Source organism: Streptomyces sp. NBC_00631 (genome assembly GCF_045206895.1).
Taxonomy (GTDB): Bacteria; Actinomycetota; Actinomycetes; order Streptomycetales; family Streptomycetaceae; genus Streptomyces.
In genome coordinates, this window is sequence record NZ_CP107734.1 from 4,124,746 (window position 1) to 4,144,428 (window position 19,683).

The window sequence follows — 19,683 nt, forward strand, 5'->3', positions numbered from 1 at the left end:
AGCAACCGTTGTCCCTGACCGCCTCCCCAGCCCCGGCCCCGCGCATCTCCTACGGCGCGGTGCTGGGCAGCCCGTACGTCGCCCGCCTCCTCGGCGGCACCCTCACCGGCCGACTTCCCAACGGCATGGCGCCCGTCGCCATCCTTCTGTTGGCCACCGCGAGTGGCAACAGCATCGCCTTCGGCGGGCTGCTCAGCGCCCTGTACGGGCTGTCCTCCGCGCTGTCCCAGCCGGTCAAGGGACGCCTCATGGACCGGCACGGCCAGAGCGCGGTGCACCTTCCGGCAGCCCTGCTCAACTCGGCCCTCCTGGTGGCTCTGCGCCTGACCGGACCGTATGGCGGACCCGGCCTCGCCACGGCCATCGTCGTCGGCGGCCTGACCACGCCTCCTCTGGAGGCCGGGCTCCGGGCGCTGTGGCCGAGCGTGCGGCCAGACCCCCGGCTGCGGCACGCCGCGCTCGCGCTCGACACCGGCACGCAGGGCCTGCTGTACATCGTCGGCCCCCTGCTCTCCGCCGCGCTCGCCTCCGCGTACAACCCCGCCGTCGCGCTCGCCGTCACCGCAGCCCTCGGCCTGGCCGGCACCGCCGCGGTCGCCCTCGCTCCGCCGTCGCGACGCTGGCGCCCCGAACCGTTCGTGGGGCAGGACGCGGCCCCGGCTCGGCAGTTGGCCACCCGTGCCGCGTTGCTGCTGTTCGTTTCCCTCACCGGCATCGGGTTCGCGATCGGAGCCATGAACGTGTGGTCCATCTCCATGGCCGAGCACCACCACCAGGACATGCTCTCGGGCATCATCCCCGCCGCGTTCTCCACCGGCGCCTTCCTCGGCGGCCTCATCTACGGAAGCCGCACCTGGACCGGCACCACCACCAGTCGACTGATCATCGCCACAGCCGCGTTCCTGGCCGGGTGGCTACCGATCCTTGCCCTTCCGGCCCCGTATGCGGCCACCGCCGCGGTCACCGTGCCCGGTGCGTTCCTGACCATCGTGGTCGCCTGCGCCTACGTCACCACCGACGCGCTCACCCCCGCAGGCCGCACCAGCGAGGCGTACGCCTGGCTGATCCTCGCGATCGGCGCCGGGCAGTCCGCCGGCACCGCCCTCGCCGGACTCCTCGCCGAGCAGCCTCTCGCCAGCTCTGCGCTCCCCGCCGCCGGCGCGGCCTTCGCTCTCACCGTCCTTCTCGCCGCTCGCCGACGTCTCGGCCCCACCGGCCACATGCAGTTCGGTCGGCACCGCCGCCCACTCCGAGGCCGGCACAAGACGCCCTGATCCGGGCGCAACACCCCCACTTTCCAACCCCTTTGAGGAGATCCATTCATGGCCGTTGTTGGTACACCCGGCTATCGGAACGTGCGGAAAGGCGAGCCAGGTAGCTGCGGGGCGGTGAGGCCCGCCCTGGAGCATGTCGGCAGTCATTGCCCATCGTTCGTGGTCCAGCCACGCACCGTTGATGTGCTGGAAGCTCCGGGCCCGCCTCGGCTTCGCCCAACACCCCACCACTTTCCCGCCACCACCGATAGGAGACCCGTCTTGCCCGAAGCACCAACAGAGCCGTTCATGACGATCCGGCACACCATCACCGGCGAGATCACCACCACCGGCTACAACGCCGCCGCCCGGCGGATCCTGCTCCAGGCCGGCTTCGAAGAGACGCCAGGCTGCGCCTGCCGGGCGACGGAACCCGGTACGGAGCGGACGCATGGGCCTGCTCGGCGGCCAGCGAGCTGCTCGTCGCCCGCCATCCCCTGCACCTGGACCGAGCCCTCGGTCGGCCGGTGAGCGCCGACGGTACGCCTCGGTTGGCCCGGTCGCCGATGTCGGCACAGTCCGTGATCCGCTCCGAGAGCGGCCAGCCTCTCCAGCGCATCGCCAACCCCGCCCGCACCCGCACCTGTTGAAGGGTCCTCGTTTTGACCACACCCGGAACGCCAACCGGTCCAGCGCGCACCAAGGGCGGCGAACTACGGGCCAAGGTGGCCCGACTGCTGGCCGACCGGCCGGCGGACACGCTCACCATCGGGGACATGGCCAGGCAGCTGGGCCACTCCCACGGCGCCGTCCGCAACGCCGCCCTCACCCTGGTGCGACGCGGCGAGGCCGACCAAGGCGGAACCGGACAACCGGAATTCCGCGCGAACGCGAAAACCGCCGCAGCCGCGCAGACCGCTGTGATCAGCCCACCGGGCACCCACGCACCCCGCGCTCAGCCGGCCACGGCCCGCACCACCACTCCCGCAGCAGCCACGCCCAGGCAAACCGGCCCGATCCGCCGCGCGGGGGGCCAGCTCTACCACCCCCGGGAGCTGGCCGACCTGCCCGACGTCGAGGCGTTGAATCGCCTGCGCGACGCCGACGTGCCGGTGCTGCTCTACGGCCCTCCCGGCACCGGCAAGACGAGCCTGGTCGAGGCGGCGTTCGAGGACCTGCTCACCGTCGCCGGTGACGGCGACACCACGGTCGGCGACTTGATCGGCGAGTACACACAGGACGACGCGGGAGCCTACGTCTTCCAGTACGGTCCGCTGGTCACCGCGATGACCGAGGGCCGCGCCCTGCTGATCGACGATGCCACCTTGATCTCACCGAAGGTCCTGGCGGCGCTGTATCCCGCGATGGACGGACGCAGGCAGATCCAGGTCAAGGCCCACAAGGGCGAGACCATCAAGGCCGAGCCGGGCTTCTACGTGGTGGCGGGCCACAATCCCGGCGTCCACGGGGCGGTGTTGACGGAGGCGCTCGCGAGCCGGTTCAGCGTGCAAATCCAGATCGGCACGGACTATGACCTCGCCCTGGCCTTGAGGATCGATGCCCGGGTGGTCCGGGTCGCCCGACACCTCTCCCGCCAAGTCGAACTCGGCGAGCTGGGCTGGGCCCCCCAATTGCGAGAGCTGCTCAGCTACCAGAAGACCGAGGCCGTCCTCGGCACCAAAGCCGCGCTCGCGAACCTCGTCGGCATCGCTCCTCTGGAGGATCGCGACGCCGTCGCCGCCGCCGTCATCAAGGCTGCCGGCATCAAGAAGATCGCGCCCCTCACCCTCGGCAAGCAGCTCCCCGCCTCAGCCGCCCGGCAGCCCCCGGGCAGCACCGGCTCCGCACACCGGGGCCGCTCGCGATGAGCGCCCACCACGTCCAGTCCCCCGCCACCACGCCGGAGGACGACGCCGACCTCGCGCGATGGGCCGACGACGGCGCCCCGCCCGCGCAACCCCGTTCCTCCCCGCACTTGTGGCTGCGCGTGGGAGCCGAACTCGGCGATCGGCTGGTCGCCCTCTCCGGCCGCCAGGACCTCCTCGTCACCTGCCGCCCCGGCACGCGCAGCGGCGCACCGGCCGCGTTCTTCCCCGCGCTGGGCGAGGTCGAGTTCGACGCCGGCCTGTTCGCCCCGCTGAAGCCCCACGAGATCCATCCGCGGATCGTGGGCGACGAGGAGCGGTATCCCGCCGCCTGGGGAGTGTTCGTCCACGAGGCCGCGCACGCGGCCCACTCCGTCTGGACGGCGCCAGCCGGAGCGAACCCCCGTGTCGTCGAGGCCGCGCTCCTGCTGGAGGAGAGCCGTGTCGAAGGCGCACACCTGATCACGCGGCCCACGGACCGCACGTACCTGCGCACCAGTGCCCGAACCCTGGTCATGCCCGACATCGCCCACCCCACCCTTAAGGGCATCGAGCACGCCGCCGCCGTGGCGGCCCTGGTCCTCGGCCGCCGTGACGTCGGCATCCTGGACGCCGGCGAGAGCAGGGCCGTCGCCGATCTGTGCGAAAAGGTGCTGGGCGCAGACCTGCTGGCCACACTCACCCGCATCTGGACCGCAGCCCACCAGTGCGCCGACCACGACGCCACGACCATGCTCGCGCACGCGAAAGAATGGTGCGACGCTCTGGACACCGCGGCCCCCGCCCTGCCCGTGCCGGAGAACCTCACCGATCTGCTGTCCGGCGCCGTGAAGGTCGTCATGGACAGCACGGCAGCCACCGACGCCGCCGACCTCGCGGCACAGGCCGCAGCGACCAACGCCCTGGCCGCGCAGTCCAAGGCGCAGGCTCAGGACCGCGCCCAGCGGGCCGGCCAGCGACGCAAAGCCGCCGCCACCGCCAAGTCGGTCTTCAACGCCCGTGGCACCACCGTCACCCCCGACGGCACACCGGCGCCTTACGGCAACCCGGTCACCGGCACCCGCAGGCCCACCTCCGCCGAGCAGAGCGCCGCCGCGCGCCTGAGCCGCGCCCTGCGTGCCGCCGCCTACCGCGAGCGGACCGAGGAGCGGACCACCAGCCCCACCCCGCCCGGCCGCCTCAACATGCGCGCCGCCCTCGCCCGCGACGCTCAGCGCGCGGCCGGGTCGGTCCCCACCGCGGAACCGTTCACCCACACCCGCCGCCGCAACTCCCCCACCCCACCGCTGCGTGTGGGTATCGCCGTCGACGTCTCCGGCTCCATGCGTGCCGCCTGCGCGCCCATCGCGTCCGCTGCCTGGATCGTGGCACGCGCAGCAGCCCTGACCGACCCCGACTCCCTTACCGCCACCATCGCCTATGACCAGCACCTGACCGCATTGACCCGACCCACCCACCGAGCACCAGAGCGCGTGACGACGTTCGATGCCAAAGGCGGCCACCACAACCTCGGCGACGCCATCGACGCACTCGACCACGGCCTCGAACTCAGCCGCCCCGGCGCCGGCCGCCTCCTCGTGATCGTCACCGACGCCCGGTACGGCAGCGACGAAACCGCTTCTGCCGTCACCCGCGTCAAGCAACTCACGACCGCCGGCTGCGCCGTACTCCAACTCACCCTCACCGCGAAGTCCCACCATTTGCCGGGGACCACCTTGCTGCACCTGCCCCAGCCCTCCAGCGCTCCCGTCGCCATCGCCACGGCGGCCACAGACGCCATCCGCAGGACACGCTGAGACGACGCAGAAGGCGGAAGCGTCCCCGAGACCACCGCCAAGCCTCCAGACCACCTCCGTCCGCCGCATGAATCGTGCATCTGATGCACGACCCTCCACAACGACGCAGGCCACCACCCCAACCGCCAACGAAAGGCACTCGATTTGAAGCCCCAGACCAGCAGCCCGACCTCGAACGTAACGCCCACCAAACGGAATTCCCCGGGGGTCCGTACCCATTGGACAGTGGAGCACGCGTGCTCCCACCAGGTGGTTCATGACCTGTCCGGCCGTCCTGCCGACAAGCGGGCAGGGTTCGCCCGCTGGCTCGCGGCGAAGGACTGCACCGACTGCTGGAAGGCCGCCCGCGACGCCGACCCCGAGTCCAAGGAGGAGTGGCTCGCGGCCAAGCGGGCCGCTGAGCAGGAGGCTGCCGTCGCGTGGGCGAAGCAGTTCGACATGCCGCAGTTGGAAGGCCCGGCCAAGGCCCTGGACTGGGGCGAGCGCTCCCGCCACCAGCTGATGACGGCCGCGCACACCGCGCTCGTCGTGGAGGGGAGTTGGGACGAGGCGGACTGGGCGGAGCTGGAGGAGAAGGCCCGCGCCATCACCGCCGCCGGATGGTGGATCGACCAGCGCGACGCAGAGGGCACTGACCTGCTCGAACTCCTCGACGCTGCAGGCGAGAACGACCGCGGTACGGAGAACCCGTTCCGCTGACGGCGGGGGAACATAGCCGGGAAACGCCGGTTAGCCAAACCGGCGTTCCTCCGGACCATTGTTCCTCCCACCCCGCCACCGATTGCGTGGAAGGAACCCATGTCCCAGCCCCCGCCCACGTCGGCCTTCGCGCCTACGCCCGACCCGCTCACCCCCACCCGGGACATCACGCACCAGCACTTCCAGGCCGGTGACACTGTCGTTGTCCTGAAGGGGGTGGCCGGCGGGGAACTGTGGGGCGATGCGATGCGCATCGTTGCCCCGTCCTGGCACACCCCGACCGACGAGGACGGGTGGCGGCTGCGTGATGCGACCGGCGGCGCCCAGTCCTACGTCACCGGCCACCCCCGCTACCTCGTACACCTCTCGCGCCGCTGCCCGGACTGCCTGATCTACCTGCGGGCCATGGAAGACGCTCTCCTGCCGCGGTACGCCGACCGCAACGAGCTGATCGACTGCGGCTGGTACACCACCACCGCCCTCAACCAGTTGGTGCACATCGCCGACGTTCGGGGCGGCCGGTGATTCCCCGCCTGCACGAGCGGACCCACACGCCGCACGACCCGCTCGCCGAGGCGCTGGGGCGGCCGGTCTCGCCTCACGAGGGCCTGACGGAATACACGATCGTCGCCCACTGGCCCGGCCGGGATTACTTCACCCTGGACGACGAGCAGAGGATCTGGACGTCCGTCCAGTGGGCCGAGCACCTCGAAGACCCGTATCTGGAGTATCCGTTCGCTGCCAGCCCGGACGACGACCGGCGGGCGATCCTCCACCTTGATATCCGGCTTCACCCGGACGACCGGGAGCTGACCGGCCCCGAGTGGGCTGAAATCGCTCACCGGCTCGCGCGGGCCGCCGGCATCGAGATTCCCGGCAAGGAGCGCGGCTGCCGGTGGATTGCCGTTCAGGCGCAGCCCGGACGCCTCGATTTGATCGCCAATCTGATCAGCCTCGACGGCGCGTGGCACACACCGCCCGCCGACATCGCGCGGCGCCTTGCGGACGAGGCGCGCCGCATCGCGCAGGACCTCCGCCTGATTCCCGTGCGCTCCGGCCCCACGGCGCGGCCTGCCCTTTGGCCGGCGCCCACGGCATCGGCCCAGCTCGCGAGCGTCCTCACGCAGCTCGCCGACGAGCAAGTCGGTCCGCTGGCCACGGTCCGCGGACTCATCGAGCACACCGCGCACCGAGTCGCACGCCAGCGCGGCGCCGCCGGCACCGACACGGCGCACCGCCTGGAGCTGATCGCCCGCCGCCTCCATGCCATCCAGCAGGACCTGGACAGCACCGCCGCGCATCTGGTCGAGCCCCGGGTCGCTGCCGCACCGCCCGCCGCCCGGTACACCGCCCACCGACCGCCGTAGGAGAAACGTCTCCTTGCCCCGTACCGACCGCTTCCTGGACATCCGCCGTGACCCGCACTCCGACGAACTCCTCGCCCGCGGCGGCGACCCCGAGGCGCACAGCGTCCTGCAGCGCGCGGGTTTCATCGCCGTTGTCCGGGTCCACGAGACCTACCACCGCGCCCCCACCGGCCTCACCGAGGACGGCGAGTCCGATCTCGCCATCGACGCCGTCGCCCGCCTCCGGGCTGCCGGGTACCACGTCGACTGCGACGAGGACTTCGACACTGACTACCGGCCGGCCAGTTACCTCCCGCTGGGCTCCTCCGTAGCCCCCGTCGCCGAGCGCATACGCGAAGCCACCACCACGGAAGAGGCGGCCGACGCCCTGACCGAGCTGACCGCAGCCCACGACGGCATCCTCGCCGCGCTGGAGGAAGTGCTCATCGGCACCGCCGACTTCCACGGCGGGCTCGGCCAGGCGGCCGACCCCTACATCGCACGGCGGTTGCGCTACCTCGTCGACGAGCACCTGCACGTCATCCGCACCGACGTCGCCCACACCCGCAACGCCCTCGCCGACCGGCACGCCCCGCACCCGGGCCGCAGCACCTGCACCGGGGAGGTCCCCGCCCCCGAACGTGAACGCTCCACGGTGTGCCCTGCCCGCCCCCGCCGCGCACGCTCCCGGTCCCGCCGCCACCCGTGGCCGCCGGACTGCGCCGCTGACCTCACTTCACCCAAGGACACCATGCACGACTACGACACCTCCGAGCGCCTCGCCTCGTACGCCGACGTCCTCGCCGGCGAACTCCCTGACACCTGGACCAGCACTCACCTCCCGCCGGACGCCAAGGACAACCTTGCCGAACTGGCCGACCGCATCTGGGACTTGGACCTGGTCGCCGCGTCCCTCGCCGAGCACCCGCTTCGGCAGGCAGCCGTCCTGAGCCGCCCCGACGGTGCCCAGCTCGTCCTTGTGGACCGGCACGACGAACGCGACGGATTCCTCATCGCCGCCGTTGCCCCCCGCGCTCTGCCCGACGAGGCGTACCGCGGCGTCCCCGAGCCCAACGGCATCGCCCTGGCGGACGACCCGTTCCTGAGCGCGGAGCAGATAGCCGGCGACCTGCTCGCCCGCTACGACAGCGCCCTCGCCCAGGTCCGGCACAACGCCCTGGGTGGCATCCAGCCCTCCCAGCCGGACCGGGTCGTCCTGACCTGGCAGCCGGACGGCAGCGTCGCCACCGCCCCCGTCGACGACCGTGCCGGCGCGATCCTCGTCGCCCACGGCTTCGTCCAGGACCCGCAGAGCGGCATCTACCGCCTCAGCGGCGACGACACCAGAGCGCAGGCGCGCGCCCTGCGCGAGCTCGGCCCGCAACTCGACGCACTCGGCATCGGCACCGTCCTCCAACACCCCGCAGGCCGGACCGCGCCCACCTCCGCCCCAGCCTCCATGCCGCCTTCCCCGGCCGGCAGTCGTGCGCCGGCCAGCAGGGTTCGATGAAGCGGACGGAGCCCGAGTTCTGGGTGCTGGAGTACATCACCATCACCAAGGACCCTCGCACCGGCCTGGTCGTCGCCATCGGCGGCACCGAGAAGGCGGCTTATATTCTCCAGCGAACGGGCGGCTTCCTCTCCGCTCCCGGACCGAGCGGGGACTACCACCGGCTTCCCCACGGCCTGCCCGTCGAGCACCAGCGCTTGAAGGCGACCGCTGCCTCGCACGCCCTGCTTGCCGCCGGTCACAGCGTCCACCTCGACCCCGCCCTGAATGCGCTGGTCACACCGGACAGCGAACACAACGCGGCCCTGCGCTTCCTCACCCAGCTCGCCGAGCGGGCCTCTGCCGCCAAGACCAGCAGTGCGGTGGCCGAGGTGCTGACCGAGATCGCCGCCCCGGTCAATGGGCTGCTTCCCCTTACCAGGGAAGTGGTCGTCCGGGCCTGGATCGCTGCCAGTGCCCTCCAGGGGGCGGCCTCCGGCGAGGAACCCGAACCCCTCGCACGGCTCAGGGACACCGCGAACTCCATGAGCCAGGCCGCGTGCGTGATCCTCCACGCCCGCAACCACGCCGCCCGGGCTTCGCAGCCGGCGGCCCTCACACCGCCGCCGAGCTCTGCCCATCCCTCGGCCTTCCGCCACCGTTGATCCCAGAGGGAAACACATGGCCAACCTGGCCGACGAGTACGGCACGGACGTCGAGATCTACATCAAGGCCCTGACGACCACCCTCCACGCCGACACCCACCGGCGCCCCGGCCCAGCTCCATGACCTGCTGGAACAGCTCGGCCTCGAACGCCACGAATACCCCGCGGGCGCGCCGCTGTACATCTGGCACACGGTGCCCGAACACCTTGGTGCCGACGAGCAGAAACGCCTGGCGACCCGCGCCATCCCCGCCCTGCTCCTGGCCGGGTACGAGGTCAACTGCGCGCCCGACGTCTTCGAGGAAGCCACCTACCGGCAGGCCGTGCACGACATACGTACCCGCGCGGCCCGCCCTGCCGCACAGCACCCGGCACCGGCTGGCTCCCCCTCGCGCCCCGCACAGGCCCGGCGCGGCCCGTAAGACCCCTGGGTGGCCCCGGCACCCCGCCGGGGCCACCCATCGCACCGCTCGATCCCGGAGAAACCCGTAGCAGCCCGCACACCCCCACCCATCAGCAACCGGCTCCAACCCCGACTCGCGACAGCCCTGTTCCGCCGCTACCTGCGCGCCTGCATCCCGACCGGCCCCGACCGCACCACCCTGCTGGCCGGCGCCCGCCCGGAGGCCGTCCTCGCCGAGACCCAGCGCGTCGGCCACCGCCACCACCACTGACCGCACCCCGCCCCGGAGGAGCATGTCCCACCCCGCCCCCTACCCGGTGAGACTGGCCGACGAGATCACCCGCCAACTCGGCCAGCTCGCCGACCACCTCGCTCAGCTTCCCCCTCCCCAGGCCGCGCAGGTCATCGCCCGCGTCCTCGACCCCGACACCGGAGTCCTCGGCGGCATCACCCACCTCGTCGCCACCGGCAGCGTGTTCGCCAAGGACCAGGCCGAACGAGGCGCACTCCCCGCAGAGGTGTGGCTCGCCCTGGGCCGTGCTTCGAACGAACTGCACGACATCACCCTCGACCTGGACGAACACAAGGACACCCTGCGGCACGTCGGCACCCAGCCCGCCACCACCGCGGCGAAGCCCCCGGCCCCCGCACCGCTCGTCGTCCGGCGGCGCCGGTGAAGAAGAAGCAATGGCAGGGCTGGGGTCCAGGCGAGCAGGCCGAGCAGCACTACCTCGTCCAGCCCCGTGCCCTCGCCGGCGGCGGCGACGTCCGGCACGTCTCGGAGTTCCTGCGCGCCTCGGGCTGGCGGGACAAGTCCAAGACGAACGGCCCGCTACTCATGGAGAGCCCCGACCGCACCGTCCGTGTCGCCTACGACCCCTACATCCTGCCCGGCGGGTGGACCATCCACGGCCAAGCGGACGGCCTGAACGGCGAATGGACGGCGAACCTGGGCCGACAGACGCCGGTGGAGATCGTCGCCGGTATGACCGACGCCCTCACCCGACCCCGCTCCGCCCACGCCCCCAACGTCTGGGCGCCCCTGCAGGAGCAGAACTGGCACACGCGTTCCGAGGGCGAGCACTACACGGCGACCAGCCCCGACGGCACCGCGTGGATGCAGTACCACCACAGCCCCGACGGCACGGCGATGTGGTGGACCGGAGCGAAGGACCAGCAGGGCAACGGCTGGACGGCCAACTTCACGCCCAACACCCCGATGCACCTGGTACAAGCCCTCTCGGCCGAACTCGCCAATCCCGATCCCGTGATGCGCCCGCGCGGGCGCGTCCCGCACAGCGCACAGATCCGCACCTGGTCGGTCTCCGTCAAGCCCGCCCAGCTCAGTGCGTGGCAACAGGCCCGGATCACGGCCGCCCGCGCCGCCACCTGGGCCCAGGGCAGCGCTCGAAGCACACGGCCACGCACCACCGCCCGTACTCATACCCCGGCCGGCGGCGCCCGGACCCGCCGCTGACCCGACGCACCCGTCCCAAGGAGCCCGATGCCCGCACTCACCCCGGACACCATCCACGCCGCGACCGAGACCCTGTCTGACCTCACCGACTACCTGCGCGAGAACCCTGACCCCGTCCAGGCCCTCGCCCTCGTCGAGCCCCTCCTCGATGAGTACACGGGCCTGCCCGTCCAGCTCGCCGACATCCTGCGCGCCCTCGCCCGGACCCTGCAGGAACACCCGGACACGCCGCGCACCGCACAGGTCGACCTTCTGATCACCGAGTTGCGCACGGCCGCATGGGAGCAATCCGACCAACACGCCCTCCACTACGTCCTGGACGACCTCCGCGACCTGTACGGCAGCACCGCCGCGAACGGGCGGGGGTACGGCCGGTGCCGCTGAGCGAACGGCAGCTCGCCGCGTTCGCCGACAAGCACGCCTGGCAGATCCCCTTCGACACCAGCCCCCGGCACCTCGCCGGCCCTGGGGATGCCCGCCACGTCACCCACGGCCTGGCCGTCGCCGGGTGGAGCGCCGTCTCCGACCCGTTGAGTGCCGAGATCGTGCTGCGCAGCCCCGACCTTCGCCACCGCCTCCAGTTCGACCCGCAGTCCACCACCTCCGCATGGTGGCGGCTGCGTGCCGAGCCCACCGACACCGAGCCCGGCTGGTACGCCGAGTTCGGCGAACTCGTGCCCGCCGAGGTCCTCGCCGGGTTCACCGACGCCCTCATCGCCCCGCCGCCACAACAGCCAGACCCGTGGCAGCCGGTGACCTCGGCGGGGTGGCACCGCGACTCAGGCGGCACGGCATACTCGCCGGACTCCATGTGTCACATCGAACTGCGCCCGTTGAGCGAATTCAGCTCCCGGCCGTCCTGGCACGTCGAGACCCGCGAGCCCGGCCACGGAGACTTCCGCGGCCCGTGCATCTGGCACGCCTACTTCGACGAGCGCACCCCCGCCCACCTCGTCGGATCGTTCCTCACCGCGCTGCTCGACGCCAGCCCGCTCCAGCGCGGCATGTACGACCGCACCGGCCACTACAGCGCCGTGCAGGAGCCCAGCCCACTGCGCCCGCAGCAGGTGGTCGACGCGCACAGCGCGCGTATCGAGTCGCTCCGCGCCCGGGCACGCTCCGCCCGCCGACAGCTGACGAAACCCGCGACGCCCCCGGCGAAAGTCGGCCCAGCCCAGCCGGCCGCTCGCCGCTGAACCGACAGGACTCCTCCCCCATTTCCGCCGATCACCGCGCACACCGCGACTCCCTCCGTCACCTCGACCGCTACGTGAGCGACAGCAAGAAGATCCTCGACGCCTGGGACGCCTACTCCGACGAGCACACCGACCTCGATGGATGGCCCTACGACGACCATGCCTACGGCCTGCGCGCGAGCCAGCGCGACGCCGACACCGCCGAGGCGTTCGAATCGCTCCGCTACGGCGCCCGTCACCTGCTGGCCACAGCGGAGACGCAACTAGGCCGCCTGCCGGAAGGCACCGTGCAGAGCCGCTGGGTCTACCAATTGGGCGTCCTGCACGCCGCCCTCGACCGGCTCGAGCAACTGCACGAGCAGTGGCTGGAAACCCGAGACGCCCTTCCCGCCACCGCCAAGCCCGGCACCACGGCCTTCGACAACGCCCTCGCCGAGTACCACGCCGAATCGTGGAGCTACCTCGACGACTGGGCCACCCATGGCAAGACACTCCGCGAGATCAACGCCGCTGCCCGCAAAGCCCCCTCACCGCTGGCACCTGCACCATCGCCGGCTCCCACGGCCGACCGGCGAACCCCGGCACGGAAGTGACCATGCCCCCGGCTCCCGAGACCGTCGAGGTCGGCTTCATCACCCCGCGCCGCCTGGCCGGTGGCGGTGACCCCGCCTGGATCACCATCCCCCTCCACCGCGCCTGCGGCTGGAGTCACGGCAACGACCCCCTCATGGCGCGCGTCCTGCTCTCCAGCCCCGACCAGAAAGCCCTCCTGCGCCTGGAGCCCGAACCCGACGGCCAATGGTGGACCCTTCACCACGCGGCGGAGCCGGACCGGCCCGCGTGGTACGCGAGCTTCGGCGCCCTCACCCCGGTCGAACTGATCGCCGCCGTTACCGACGCCCTCACCGATCCGGCCGCAACCGCGAGCACACCAACGGATCGGCTGGTCGCCCGCCTCCGCGGACAACGGCCTCGTGTCGCCCGACGGCACCGCGTACGTCGAGCGGCTGGGCAGCGCGGAGGAACTCGGCCCGGACCGGCCGGTGTGGCAGGCCCGCTTCGGCGCGCACACTCCTGCGTACCTGGTCGCCGCGTTCACCGCTGCGCTCGCCGATCCGAAGCCCGTACCGCGCATCGACAGCGGGCGCAGTCTCCCGACCCGCGACCCGAACGTCGCCACCTGTAGGACCACGGAAGTGCTCGCCGTGTACGTGGCCGGGGTGCTGGAAGAACGCGTCCGCTCCCTCGCTGCCCGGCACGCCACCTCGCCGACGAATCCGATCCGCTCGCGACAGCCGCCGGCCAAGAACCACCCCAGCCGCTGATCCCTCCGCCCCGCCCCCGCCCGGAAGCACGTAGCCCTTGCCCCCTTCCTCCTCCAACAGCAACACGGACGGGTACGACCTCGTCCTGCGCCTCCTGATCGGCGTCCTCGCCGTCGTCGTCCCCCTCGCCCACCTCGCCTGGCTGTCCGGCAACGTCACCGCCTACCTCACCGGCGCCGACTGGGCCCCCTACCAGCCGACCAGCGCCCTGCTCCACCCCGATCAGCTGTGGCCCAAAGCGGGAGAGACGTCCCTGCTGATCGGTGCCCGCGTCGTCCCTGTCGTCCTGCTCCTGGCCCTCGGTGTGGGGGTGGGCGTCCTGTGGGCCCGGCACAAGAACCGCAGCGGCGGCCGGAAGAAAAAGATCGCCGGCTTGGCCAAGGCCCGCGACATCGAACCGCTGATGGCCAAGGCGATCACCGACAAGGCCCGCTCCCTGCGCCCGAGCCTGAAGAACGCTAAGCACATCGAGGCCCGCGACACCGGCATCCTGCTCGGCAACCTGCAGGGCACCAAGCACGAGGTGCGAATGGGCTACGAGGACGTGGCCGTCGCCATCATGGCGCCCCGCTCGGGCAAGACCACCAGCCTCGCGATCCCCTCCGTTCTCGCCGCGCCCGGCCCGGTCCTGCTGACCTCGAACAAAGCCGCCGGCGACGCCTTCACCGCCACCTACGACGCCCGTGCCCGCGTCGGGCAGGTGTGGTCGATGGACCCGCAGCAGATCGCGCACGCCGCACGCGAGATGTGGTGGAACCCTTTGGCGGACGCCAAAACCCTGGACGGAGCCGGGCGGTTGGCCGGCCACTTCCTCGCCGCCTCGGTGGACGCGAGCCAGCAGGGTGACTTCTGGTCCAAGGCCGGGTCCAACATCCTCGCGCAGTTGTTCCTGGCCGCGGCCCTCGACGAGCGGCCGATCACCGACGTCATGCAGTGGCTGGCCTTCCCTGCCGACCGCACCCCGCTCGACATCCTCCGGGACCACGGCTTCGCCGCCGTCGCCGCCCAGCTCAAGGGCACGGTGGAGGGACCGCCGGAAACGAGGGACGGCATCTACGAGACCGCCCGCCAGTACGCCGCCGCGCTGCTGAACAGCGAGATCGCCTCGTGGGTCACCCCGCAGAAGGACACCGCTGAGTTCAAGCCGTCTGCGTTCGTGACCTCCACCGACACGCTCTTCCTGCTAAGCAAGGACGGCGGCGGCGGCGCCTCGGCGCTGATCGCCGCGTGCGCGGACTCCGTGATGCGGGCCGCGACCGCGCAGGCCGAACGCGCCGGCGGGCGCCTCGACCCGCCCATGCTCGCGATCCTCGACGAGGCCGCCAACGTCTGCAAGATCAGCGACTTGCCGGACCTGTACTCGCACCTCGGGTCGCGCGGCATCATCCCGATCACGATCCTGCAGTCCTACCGCCAGGGCCAGAAAGTGTGGTCGGACGCCGGAATGGACGCCATGTGGTCCGCCTCGACCGTCAAGGTCATCGGCTCCGGGATCGACGACCCGGACTTCGCGGACAAGCTCAGCCGTTTGATCGGCGACCACGACGTCGAGACGACCTCCACCTCACGCTCAGAGTCCGGCAAGTCGACCTCGGTCAGCATGCGGCAGGAACGAATCCTGCCTGCCGACGCCATCCGTGCCCTCCCCAAGGGCACCGCGCTCTGCTTCGCCACCGGCATGAGGGCCGCCATGCTGGACCTGCGCCCGTGGTACCTGGAGCCCGGAGCGGAGGAGCTGTCCGCGGCGTCGTCCCGCGCGTCCAAGGCGATCACCGCTCGCGCCGTGGCGAAGCACGCGCCAACGCAGTCCGACTTCGGGAAGGCCGTGTGAACGCCGCCCGGCTGCACCTGGTGCCGGTGCGCTCACGTGAGGCGATGGACTTCGTGCGCGCCTGGCCACCGCCATCACCCGCCGCCCGCAGGTCAGATCTTCGCCGTCGGAGCCGCGAGGAGACCGGCACGCTGCGCGCCGTGGCTATCGTCGGCCGGCCGGTTGCCCGCCACCTTGATGACGGCACCACCCTCGAAGTCACCCGGACCGCCAGCGACGGCGCACGCCACGCCAACTCGGTGCTGTACGGAGCATCGTGGCGCGCGGCAAAAGCCCTCGGTTACCAGCGCCTGATCACCTTTGCCCAGGCGGGCGTGAGCGGCGCGTCCCTGCGCGGCGCGGGATGGGGCCTGATCGCCGGCCGCCCGCCCCGGGCCGGATGGCACACCCCCTCCCGGCCTCGGGCCGGCCACGGCACCGACCACATCGCCCGCTTCCTGTGGCAAGCCCCCTGACACACATGTCTGGAGATGCCCTGCACACTTACGAACCCGCCGACCTCGACGAGATGTCCCCGCGCCAGGCCGTAGACGCCGTGACCGCGGACATCCGCGACCACCACATCACCGTGGACGGCACCGGCCTGTTCAACGCCGCGCGGCACATCGGCCTGCTGTGCCACCTCGCCGCTGGCATGGCCGCCGACGTCGAATACCAGCTGGCCCCGAACATCGCCGATCTCCCGCCCGCCGAGATCCTCGGCGCGAGCGCCGGCCACGTCGGGCGAGCCATCGCCCACTACACCCAGGCCCTCGCCCCGCTCATCACCCTCACCACCACGGCGCAGAACACGCTCCAGCAACAGCTCGACTCGCTCGACCACCACAGCCGCCTGCGGATCCACCTCGACGACGCCAGGCGGGCCCTGGCAGCAGCCCGCACCGCGCTGGAGGTACCGCGGACCCCCGCTGCTGCGAGCGCACCCACCCCAGCCCCGTTGCCCGCCCCGGCTATCCGGCGCCGCGCATGACGACACCGCCCACCGATGGCCTCCTCTTCGAAGTGGCCCCGCCACCGACGCCGGTTGAACGGCTCATGCTGCTCGCAGACCAGTACGTGCAACACAACGACACGCTCGACCGCCTCCTGCGAGCCGGATCGCCATCCGAACCCGACGCCCACGTCGCCTCTGCCCAGCGACTCGCCTCCGCAACCCGCACCGCCATCAAAGCAGTCACCGACGAACGCCTCTACGAAAGTCACGAGCTGTCGAACGCGGTGGTCCGTCTCCAGCAGCTCGCCTTCCTGAGCAGCGCCTCCACGGACCACCGTCTTCCCATGGCGCGCACCCTGACCGCCCTGGCCCCCGAAGCCGCCATGAGCTGCGCCGACAGCATCGCCCACGAAATCCGACGAAGACGCTGGAGCACCACCGATGCTCCAGACCACCAGCTGACCGCCACACAGCGCACCGCCCTGTGGGAGATCGCCTGCGGGCACGTCGTGGCCACCCGCTCCCTCGGACGGCAATACGTCCACTACCGCGACGAGCGCGTACTCATCGGCACACTGCGGTCGTTGGAGGCGAACGGCCTGGCCGAGCGCGTCCCGAACTCCGCGTCCTCCGCCTACACGGGCGGACCGCTTCAAGACCGAGTCCGTCTCACCGCCGCCGGCATCACCGACCTGGCCGCCGCCATCAGCCGCCCAATCACCGCCAGGCCACCCGGCACGACACCCGCGCCCGCCCCCACCGCCGCGACGACGGCCACCCGAAGCCGCTGACCGACCCTCGGGAGCCACACCACCCCATGCCCCTGCTCGACCTGGCAGAACACGCACAACAACTCCGCACTCTGGCATGCGACTTCGAGGCCCTGCACGCTCGCGTTCGGGGCGTCTCCTACACCCCCGGCACCGACGCGCTGCGCCAGATCAGCCCGCTTCTGCTCATGACCCAGGACCTGACGGCCACCGTCCTCGTCCGCCTGGGCGCGCTCGACTCCAGCACGTACACCAGCGTCGCCGGCAGCCGCGCCAGCCTGGAGTGCCTGTCCTCGGTCGTGGTCGCCTCCTCCCTGGCCGGCAACGACCTCGCCAGCGCGCTGCACGCCAACCCCTACGAAGGTGCACCGTTCCCCGGCTATCCGGCGGACGACGCGTCGGTGCGCACCGCTCGCCACGCCGAGGCCATCCCGAAGATGACCGGCCACCTCGCTGACGCCGCCCACCAGCTCGACCTGAGTGCGACCGGGTGCCACTACGTCGCCACCGGCATCACCCGCCACCTCGCCGCCACACGGGAGGGAGCGGCTACCGCGCAGCGATCTGCCGGCCCTCCGCTGACCAGCGCCCAGTACGACGCCCTCAAGGCCAATCCGTCCCCGCTAGCCCGCGACGTACGGAGCTAAGGGCATCGGAAGCCGTATCGGGTCATCACCCCACCGCCCGGCATACCGCCCACCGAAAACCCCTGGACCACCTTGTCTCTTCTGGACATCCCCGATGTGTTCATCGGGTCCACCGACGACGGGCACACCTTCGTCGTCCTCAACCGCCGCATCCGCGACACCGACCGGCTGCTGACCGATGCCGGATTCCTCACCCGCGAACACCTCGGCCGCACCCTCTACCTGCTGCCACCGAGCACCGCGCAGGACGCGCACGAGCGCGCCGGAATCGCGATGTACGGGCTCCTGGCCCACACCCACGACCTCGTCGACCTCGCCTGGACCACGCGCCAGGACGACGCAACCCCGTCACGCGAGCCCGACGTGACCATCCGCTTCACCGACCACGCGGTCACCGCGACCGCGGCCACGGGCCACGCCGACGCCATTCTCGCCCAGCACGGCTTCATATCAGCGGGGGAGAAGCAACAGCACGCACTGCCACCCGGACTCGGTGAACGCGACGCGCTCAGTGCCGTTGTCCGCGCCGAGGCCCACCTCTACGCCGACGGCATCAGCGTGCACATCGGCCTCGGCATCGCGACCCCGCAGGACATCCCACCGGCACCATCCCGCCCCGGTGCCGCCCCCGCACCGCCGCCCACCACACAGGTCCAGCGGCGCAGCCGCTGACCACCACCCGCTTCCCCCCAGAGCACTGCACCATGCGCAAGCGCCGCCTGCCCTTTTGACCATTCGCTCTGCGGCGGCCGGCCCCCGAACTCAAGCTGCCCGCGCCGCCGCCCGGTCATCGGTCAGCGCTGTACCTGAGGCCCGAACGCCAGCGCACCTGCGCCTTGCCAACCCCACACGATCGCGCCGCTGACTTTCCCGCCCGGCCGCCGGGGGTCGCCTCCCCGATATCCGCCCGCCCCCAGGACGGCGGCAAGCGCAGTGAGGTGCCGAACGGCCAGTCCCACCAACCCGGGCGCGGACGGCAAACGGCTGCCCCCTACTGATCCCCCCCTTGGAAGTCCTACCTGTGCGCAATCCGCCTTCTGCCACCGAGGTGTTGTCGGTCTCCGCCGCGGACGGCACGCGCCTGTCCGTCTACCGCGACACCCCCGCGCGCCCGCGTCCCGGCGGCGCGACGGTCGTGCTGGTGCACGGCGCGTCGGTCACCGCGGACCTGTGGCGCGTCCACGCCCGGCACCTGACCGGTCTGGGCCTGACCGTCGTGCGCTACGACCAGCGCGCGCACGGTCACACCCCGCGCGGCCAGGCACCGCTGACGATCCGGCAGCTCGCCGACGACCTGCACCAGATCCTGACCCACCTCGTCCCCGCCGGGCCGCTCGTGCTCGCGGGCCATTCCCTGGGCGCCCTCGTCCTGCAGGAACTCGCTGCCCTGCACCCCCAACACCAGGCCCGCATCCGGGGCATGGTGCTGCTGTCAGCCACCGCACGTGGTGCGACCGTGCTGCCCGGACGCGACCCGCGCGCCTGGCTCCTGGCCGCCGGACGCAGCCTCGCCGCCCTGGCCTGCACCCGGGCGCCCCGCACGGTGGACTTTCTGCGGCGCCGGCTGCCCACCACACACCCCTACAGCCTCGCGCCCCACCCCTACCAACCGGCCGACCGGCCACCGCGGTGCCGCCACGGCATCCGCCACACCCACACCCGCGATCTCGCCGACCTGTGGCAGCGCCTGCGCCGCTACCAGCCGCGCGACGCCACCGTGCTCAACCAGTTCGGCGAGCGGCTGCTGCTGATGGCCGGCGCGGACGACCGGCACATCCCCGCCGCCCACACCAAGCAACTGGCCGCCCAACTCCCTGCCGCCCGCCTGGAGATCCTCCCCCGCACCACGCACGCCCTGCCCATCCGCCACCCCGCGCTCATCAGCGACCGCATCGCGCGCCTCGCCGCCGAACCGAGCCCCCACCACCCTCCTCACCCCCAGGACCGATCATTTCCGAACTCCCTGCCTTCCGGGCAATTTCACTAG

General features: G+C 71.8%; 24 protein-coding genes and 1 pseudogene. All 25 read left to right on the forward strand.

The window, feature by feature from the left end; genetic code table 11:
- Positions 1 to 8: 8 nt before the first annotated feature.
- The 25 genes and pseudogenes from OHB00_RS18885 to OHB00_RS19005 all read left to right on the forward strand — a co-directional run bounded on the left by OHB00_RS18885 (position 9) and on the right by OHB00_RS19005 (position 19,683).
- Positions 9 to 1,274, forward strand: a complete 1,266-nt coding sequence (locus OHB00_RS18885) for an MFS transporter (protein WP_406436062.1) — start codon at positions 9 to 11, stop codon at positions 1,272 to 1,274.
- Positions 1,275 to 1,562: 288 nt separating this feature from the next.
- Entirely contained in the window at positions 1,563 to 1,784 is a 222-nt protein-coding gene (locus tag OHB00_RS18890; protein WP_406445858.1) for a hypothetical protein, read from the forward strand.
- A gap of 194 nt (positions 1,785 to 1,978) precedes the next feature.
- The gene (locus tag OHB00_RS18895; protein ID WP_406445860.1) at positions 1,979 to 3,121 is read left to right on the forward strand and encodes an AAA family ATPase; all 1,143 of its coding nucleotides are present in this window, start codon (positions 1,979 to 1,981) and stop codon (positions 3,119 to 3,121) included.
- Positions 3,118 to 4,914, forward strand: coding sequence for a hypothetical protein (locus OHB00_RS18900; protein ID WP_406436063.1), 1,797 nt, complete (start codon positions 3,118 to 3,120; stop codon positions 4,912 to 4,914). Before OHB00_RS18895 ends, OHB00_RS18900 begins: the two co-directional genes overlap by 4 nt.
- 225 nt (positions 4,915 to 5,139) lie before the next feature.
- Positions 5,140 to 5,613: a hypothetical protein gene (locus OHB00_RS18905; protein WP_119580312.1), complete on the forward strand. Its 474-nt coding sequence runs from the start codon at positions 5,140 to 5,142 to the stop codon at positions 5,611 to 5,613.
- A 99-nt stretch (positions 5,614 to 5,712) separates the two neighbouring features.
- Positions 5,713 to 6,138 (forward strand): hypothetical protein, encoded by a 426-nt coding sequence (locus OHB00_RS18910; protein ID WP_406436064.1) that lies wholly within the window; start codon positions 5,713 to 5,715, stop codon positions 6,136 to 6,138.
- On the forward strand, positions 6,135 to 6,980 hold the full coding sequence (locus OHB00_RS18915; RefSeq protein ID WP_406436065.1) for a relaxase/mobilization nuclease: 846 nt from the start codon (positions 6,135 to 6,137) through the stop codon (positions 6,978 to 6,980). The genes OHB00_RS18910 and OHB00_RS18915 overlap by 4 nt, the downstream gene beginning before the upstream one ends.
- A gap of 730 nt (positions 6,981 to 7,710) precedes the next feature.
- Positions 7,711 to 8,469 carry a hypothetical protein gene (locus OHB00_RS18920; RefSeq protein ID WP_406445862.1) on the forward strand — a complete coding sequence of 253 codons (759 nt, stop codon included), beginning with the start codon at positions 7,711 to 7,713 and terminating at the stop codon, positions 8,467 to 8,469.
- Positions 8,466 to 9,113, forward strand: a complete 648-nt coding sequence (locus tag OHB00_RS18925; RefSeq protein WP_406436066.1) for a hypothetical protein — start codon at positions 8,466 to 8,468, stop codon at positions 9,111 to 9,113. Before OHB00_RS18920 ends, OHB00_RS18925 begins: the two co-directional genes overlap by 4 nt.
- Before the next feature lie 194 nt (positions 9,114 to 9,307).
- Positions 9,308 to 9,535 (forward strand): hypothetical protein, encoded by a 228-nt coding sequence (locus OHB00_RS18930; protein ID WP_406436067.1) that lies wholly within the window; start codon positions 9,308 to 9,310, stop codon positions 9,533 to 9,535.
- Positions 9,536 to 9,544: 9 nt separating this feature from the next.
- Positions 9,545 to 9,787, forward strand: a complete 243-nt coding sequence (locus tag OHB00_RS18935) for a hypothetical protein (RefSeq protein ID WP_406436068.1) — start codon at positions 9,545 to 9,547, stop codon at positions 9,785 to 9,787.
- Positions 9,788 to 9,809: 22 nt separating this feature from the next.
- Positions 9,810 to 10,193 carry a hypothetical protein gene (locus OHB00_RS18940; protein ID WP_406436069.1) on the forward strand — a complete coding sequence of 128 codons (384 nt, stop codon included), beginning with the start codon at positions 9,810 to 9,812 and terminating at the stop codon, positions 10,191 to 10,193.
- A complete protein-coding gene (locus OHB00_RS18945; RefSeq protein WP_406436070.1) occupies positions 10,190 to 10,993 on the forward strand; it encodes a DUF317 domain-containing protein in 804 nt (267 codons plus the stop codon). Before OHB00_RS18940 ends, OHB00_RS18945 begins: the two co-directional genes overlap by 4 nt.
- A gap of 27 nt (positions 10,994 to 11,020) precedes the next feature.
- On the forward strand, positions 11,021 to 11,377 hold the full coding sequence (locus OHB00_RS18950) for a hypothetical protein (protein ID WP_406436071.1): 357 nt from the start codon (positions 11,021 to 11,023) through the stop codon (positions 11,375 to 11,377).
- Positions 11,368 to 12,189 carry a DUF317 domain-containing protein gene (locus tag OHB00_RS18955; protein WP_406436072.1) on the forward strand — a complete coding sequence of 274 codons (822 nt, stop codon included), beginning with the start codon at positions 11,368 to 11,370 and terminating at the stop codon, positions 12,187 to 12,189. Before OHB00_RS18950 ends, OHB00_RS18955 begins: the two co-directional genes overlap by 10 nt.
- Positions 12,190 to 12,263: 74 nt before the next feature.
- Positions 12,264 to 12,782, forward strand: a complete 519-nt coding sequence (locus OHB00_RS18960) for a hypothetical protein (protein WP_399472692.1) — start codon at positions 12,264 to 12,266, stop codon at positions 12,780 to 12,782.
- A gap of 134 nt (positions 12,783 to 12,916) precedes the next feature.
- A pseudogene (locus tag OHB00_RS18965) lies at positions 12,917 to 13,045 on the forward strand (DUF317 domain-containing protein); the annotation flags it as partial.
- 118 nt (positions 13,046 to 13,163) lie between these two features.
- On the forward strand, positions 13,164 to 13,514 hold the full coding sequence (locus tag OHB00_RS18970) for a DUF317 domain-containing protein (protein ID WP_406436073.1): 351 nt from the start codon (positions 13,164 to 13,166) through the stop codon (positions 13,512 to 13,514).
- A gap of 37 nt (positions 13,515 to 13,551) precedes the next feature.
- A complete protein-coding gene (locus OHB00_RS18975; protein WP_406436074.1) occupies positions 13,552 to 15,345 on the forward strand; it encodes a type IV secretory system conjugative DNA transfer family protein in 1,794 nt (597 codons plus the stop codon).
- Positions 15,342 to 15,800 carry an XF1762 family protein gene (locus tag OHB00_RS18980; protein WP_406436075.1) on the forward strand — a complete coding sequence of 153 codons (459 nt, stop codon included), beginning with the start codon at positions 15,342 to 15,344 and terminating at the stop codon, positions 15,798 to 15,800. The genes OHB00_RS18975 and OHB00_RS18980 overlap by 4 nt, the downstream gene beginning before the upstream one ends.
- 5 nt (positions 15,801 to 15,805) lie before the next feature.
- Positions 15,806 to 16,315, forward strand: a complete 510-nt coding sequence (locus OHB00_RS18985) for a hypothetical protein (RefSeq protein WP_406436076.1) — start codon at positions 15,806 to 15,808, stop codon at positions 16,313 to 16,315.
- Between the two features lie 65 nt (positions 16,316 to 16,380).
- On the forward strand, positions 16,381 to 17,070 hold the full coding sequence (locus OHB00_RS18990) for a hypothetical protein (RefSeq protein WP_406436077.1): 690 nt from the start codon (positions 16,381 to 16,383) through the stop codon (positions 17,068 to 17,070).
- Between the two features lie 26 nt (positions 17,071 to 17,096).
- Positions 17,097 to 17,696: a hypothetical protein gene (locus tag OHB00_RS18995; protein WP_406436078.1), complete on the forward strand. Its 600-nt coding sequence runs from the start codon at positions 17,097 to 17,099 to the stop codon at positions 17,694 to 17,696.
- 72 nt (positions 17,697 to 17,768) lie between these two features.
- Positions 17,769 to 18,368: a hypothetical protein gene (locus OHB00_RS19000; RefSeq protein ID WP_406436079.1), complete on the forward strand. Its 600-nt coding sequence runs from the start codon at positions 17,769 to 17,771 to the stop codon at positions 18,366 to 18,368.
- A gap of 349 nt (positions 18,369 to 18,717) precedes the next feature.
- A complete protein-coding gene (locus OHB00_RS19005; protein WP_406436080.1) occupies positions 18,718 to 19,683 on the forward strand; it encodes an alpha/beta fold hydrolase in 966 nt (321 codons plus the stop codon).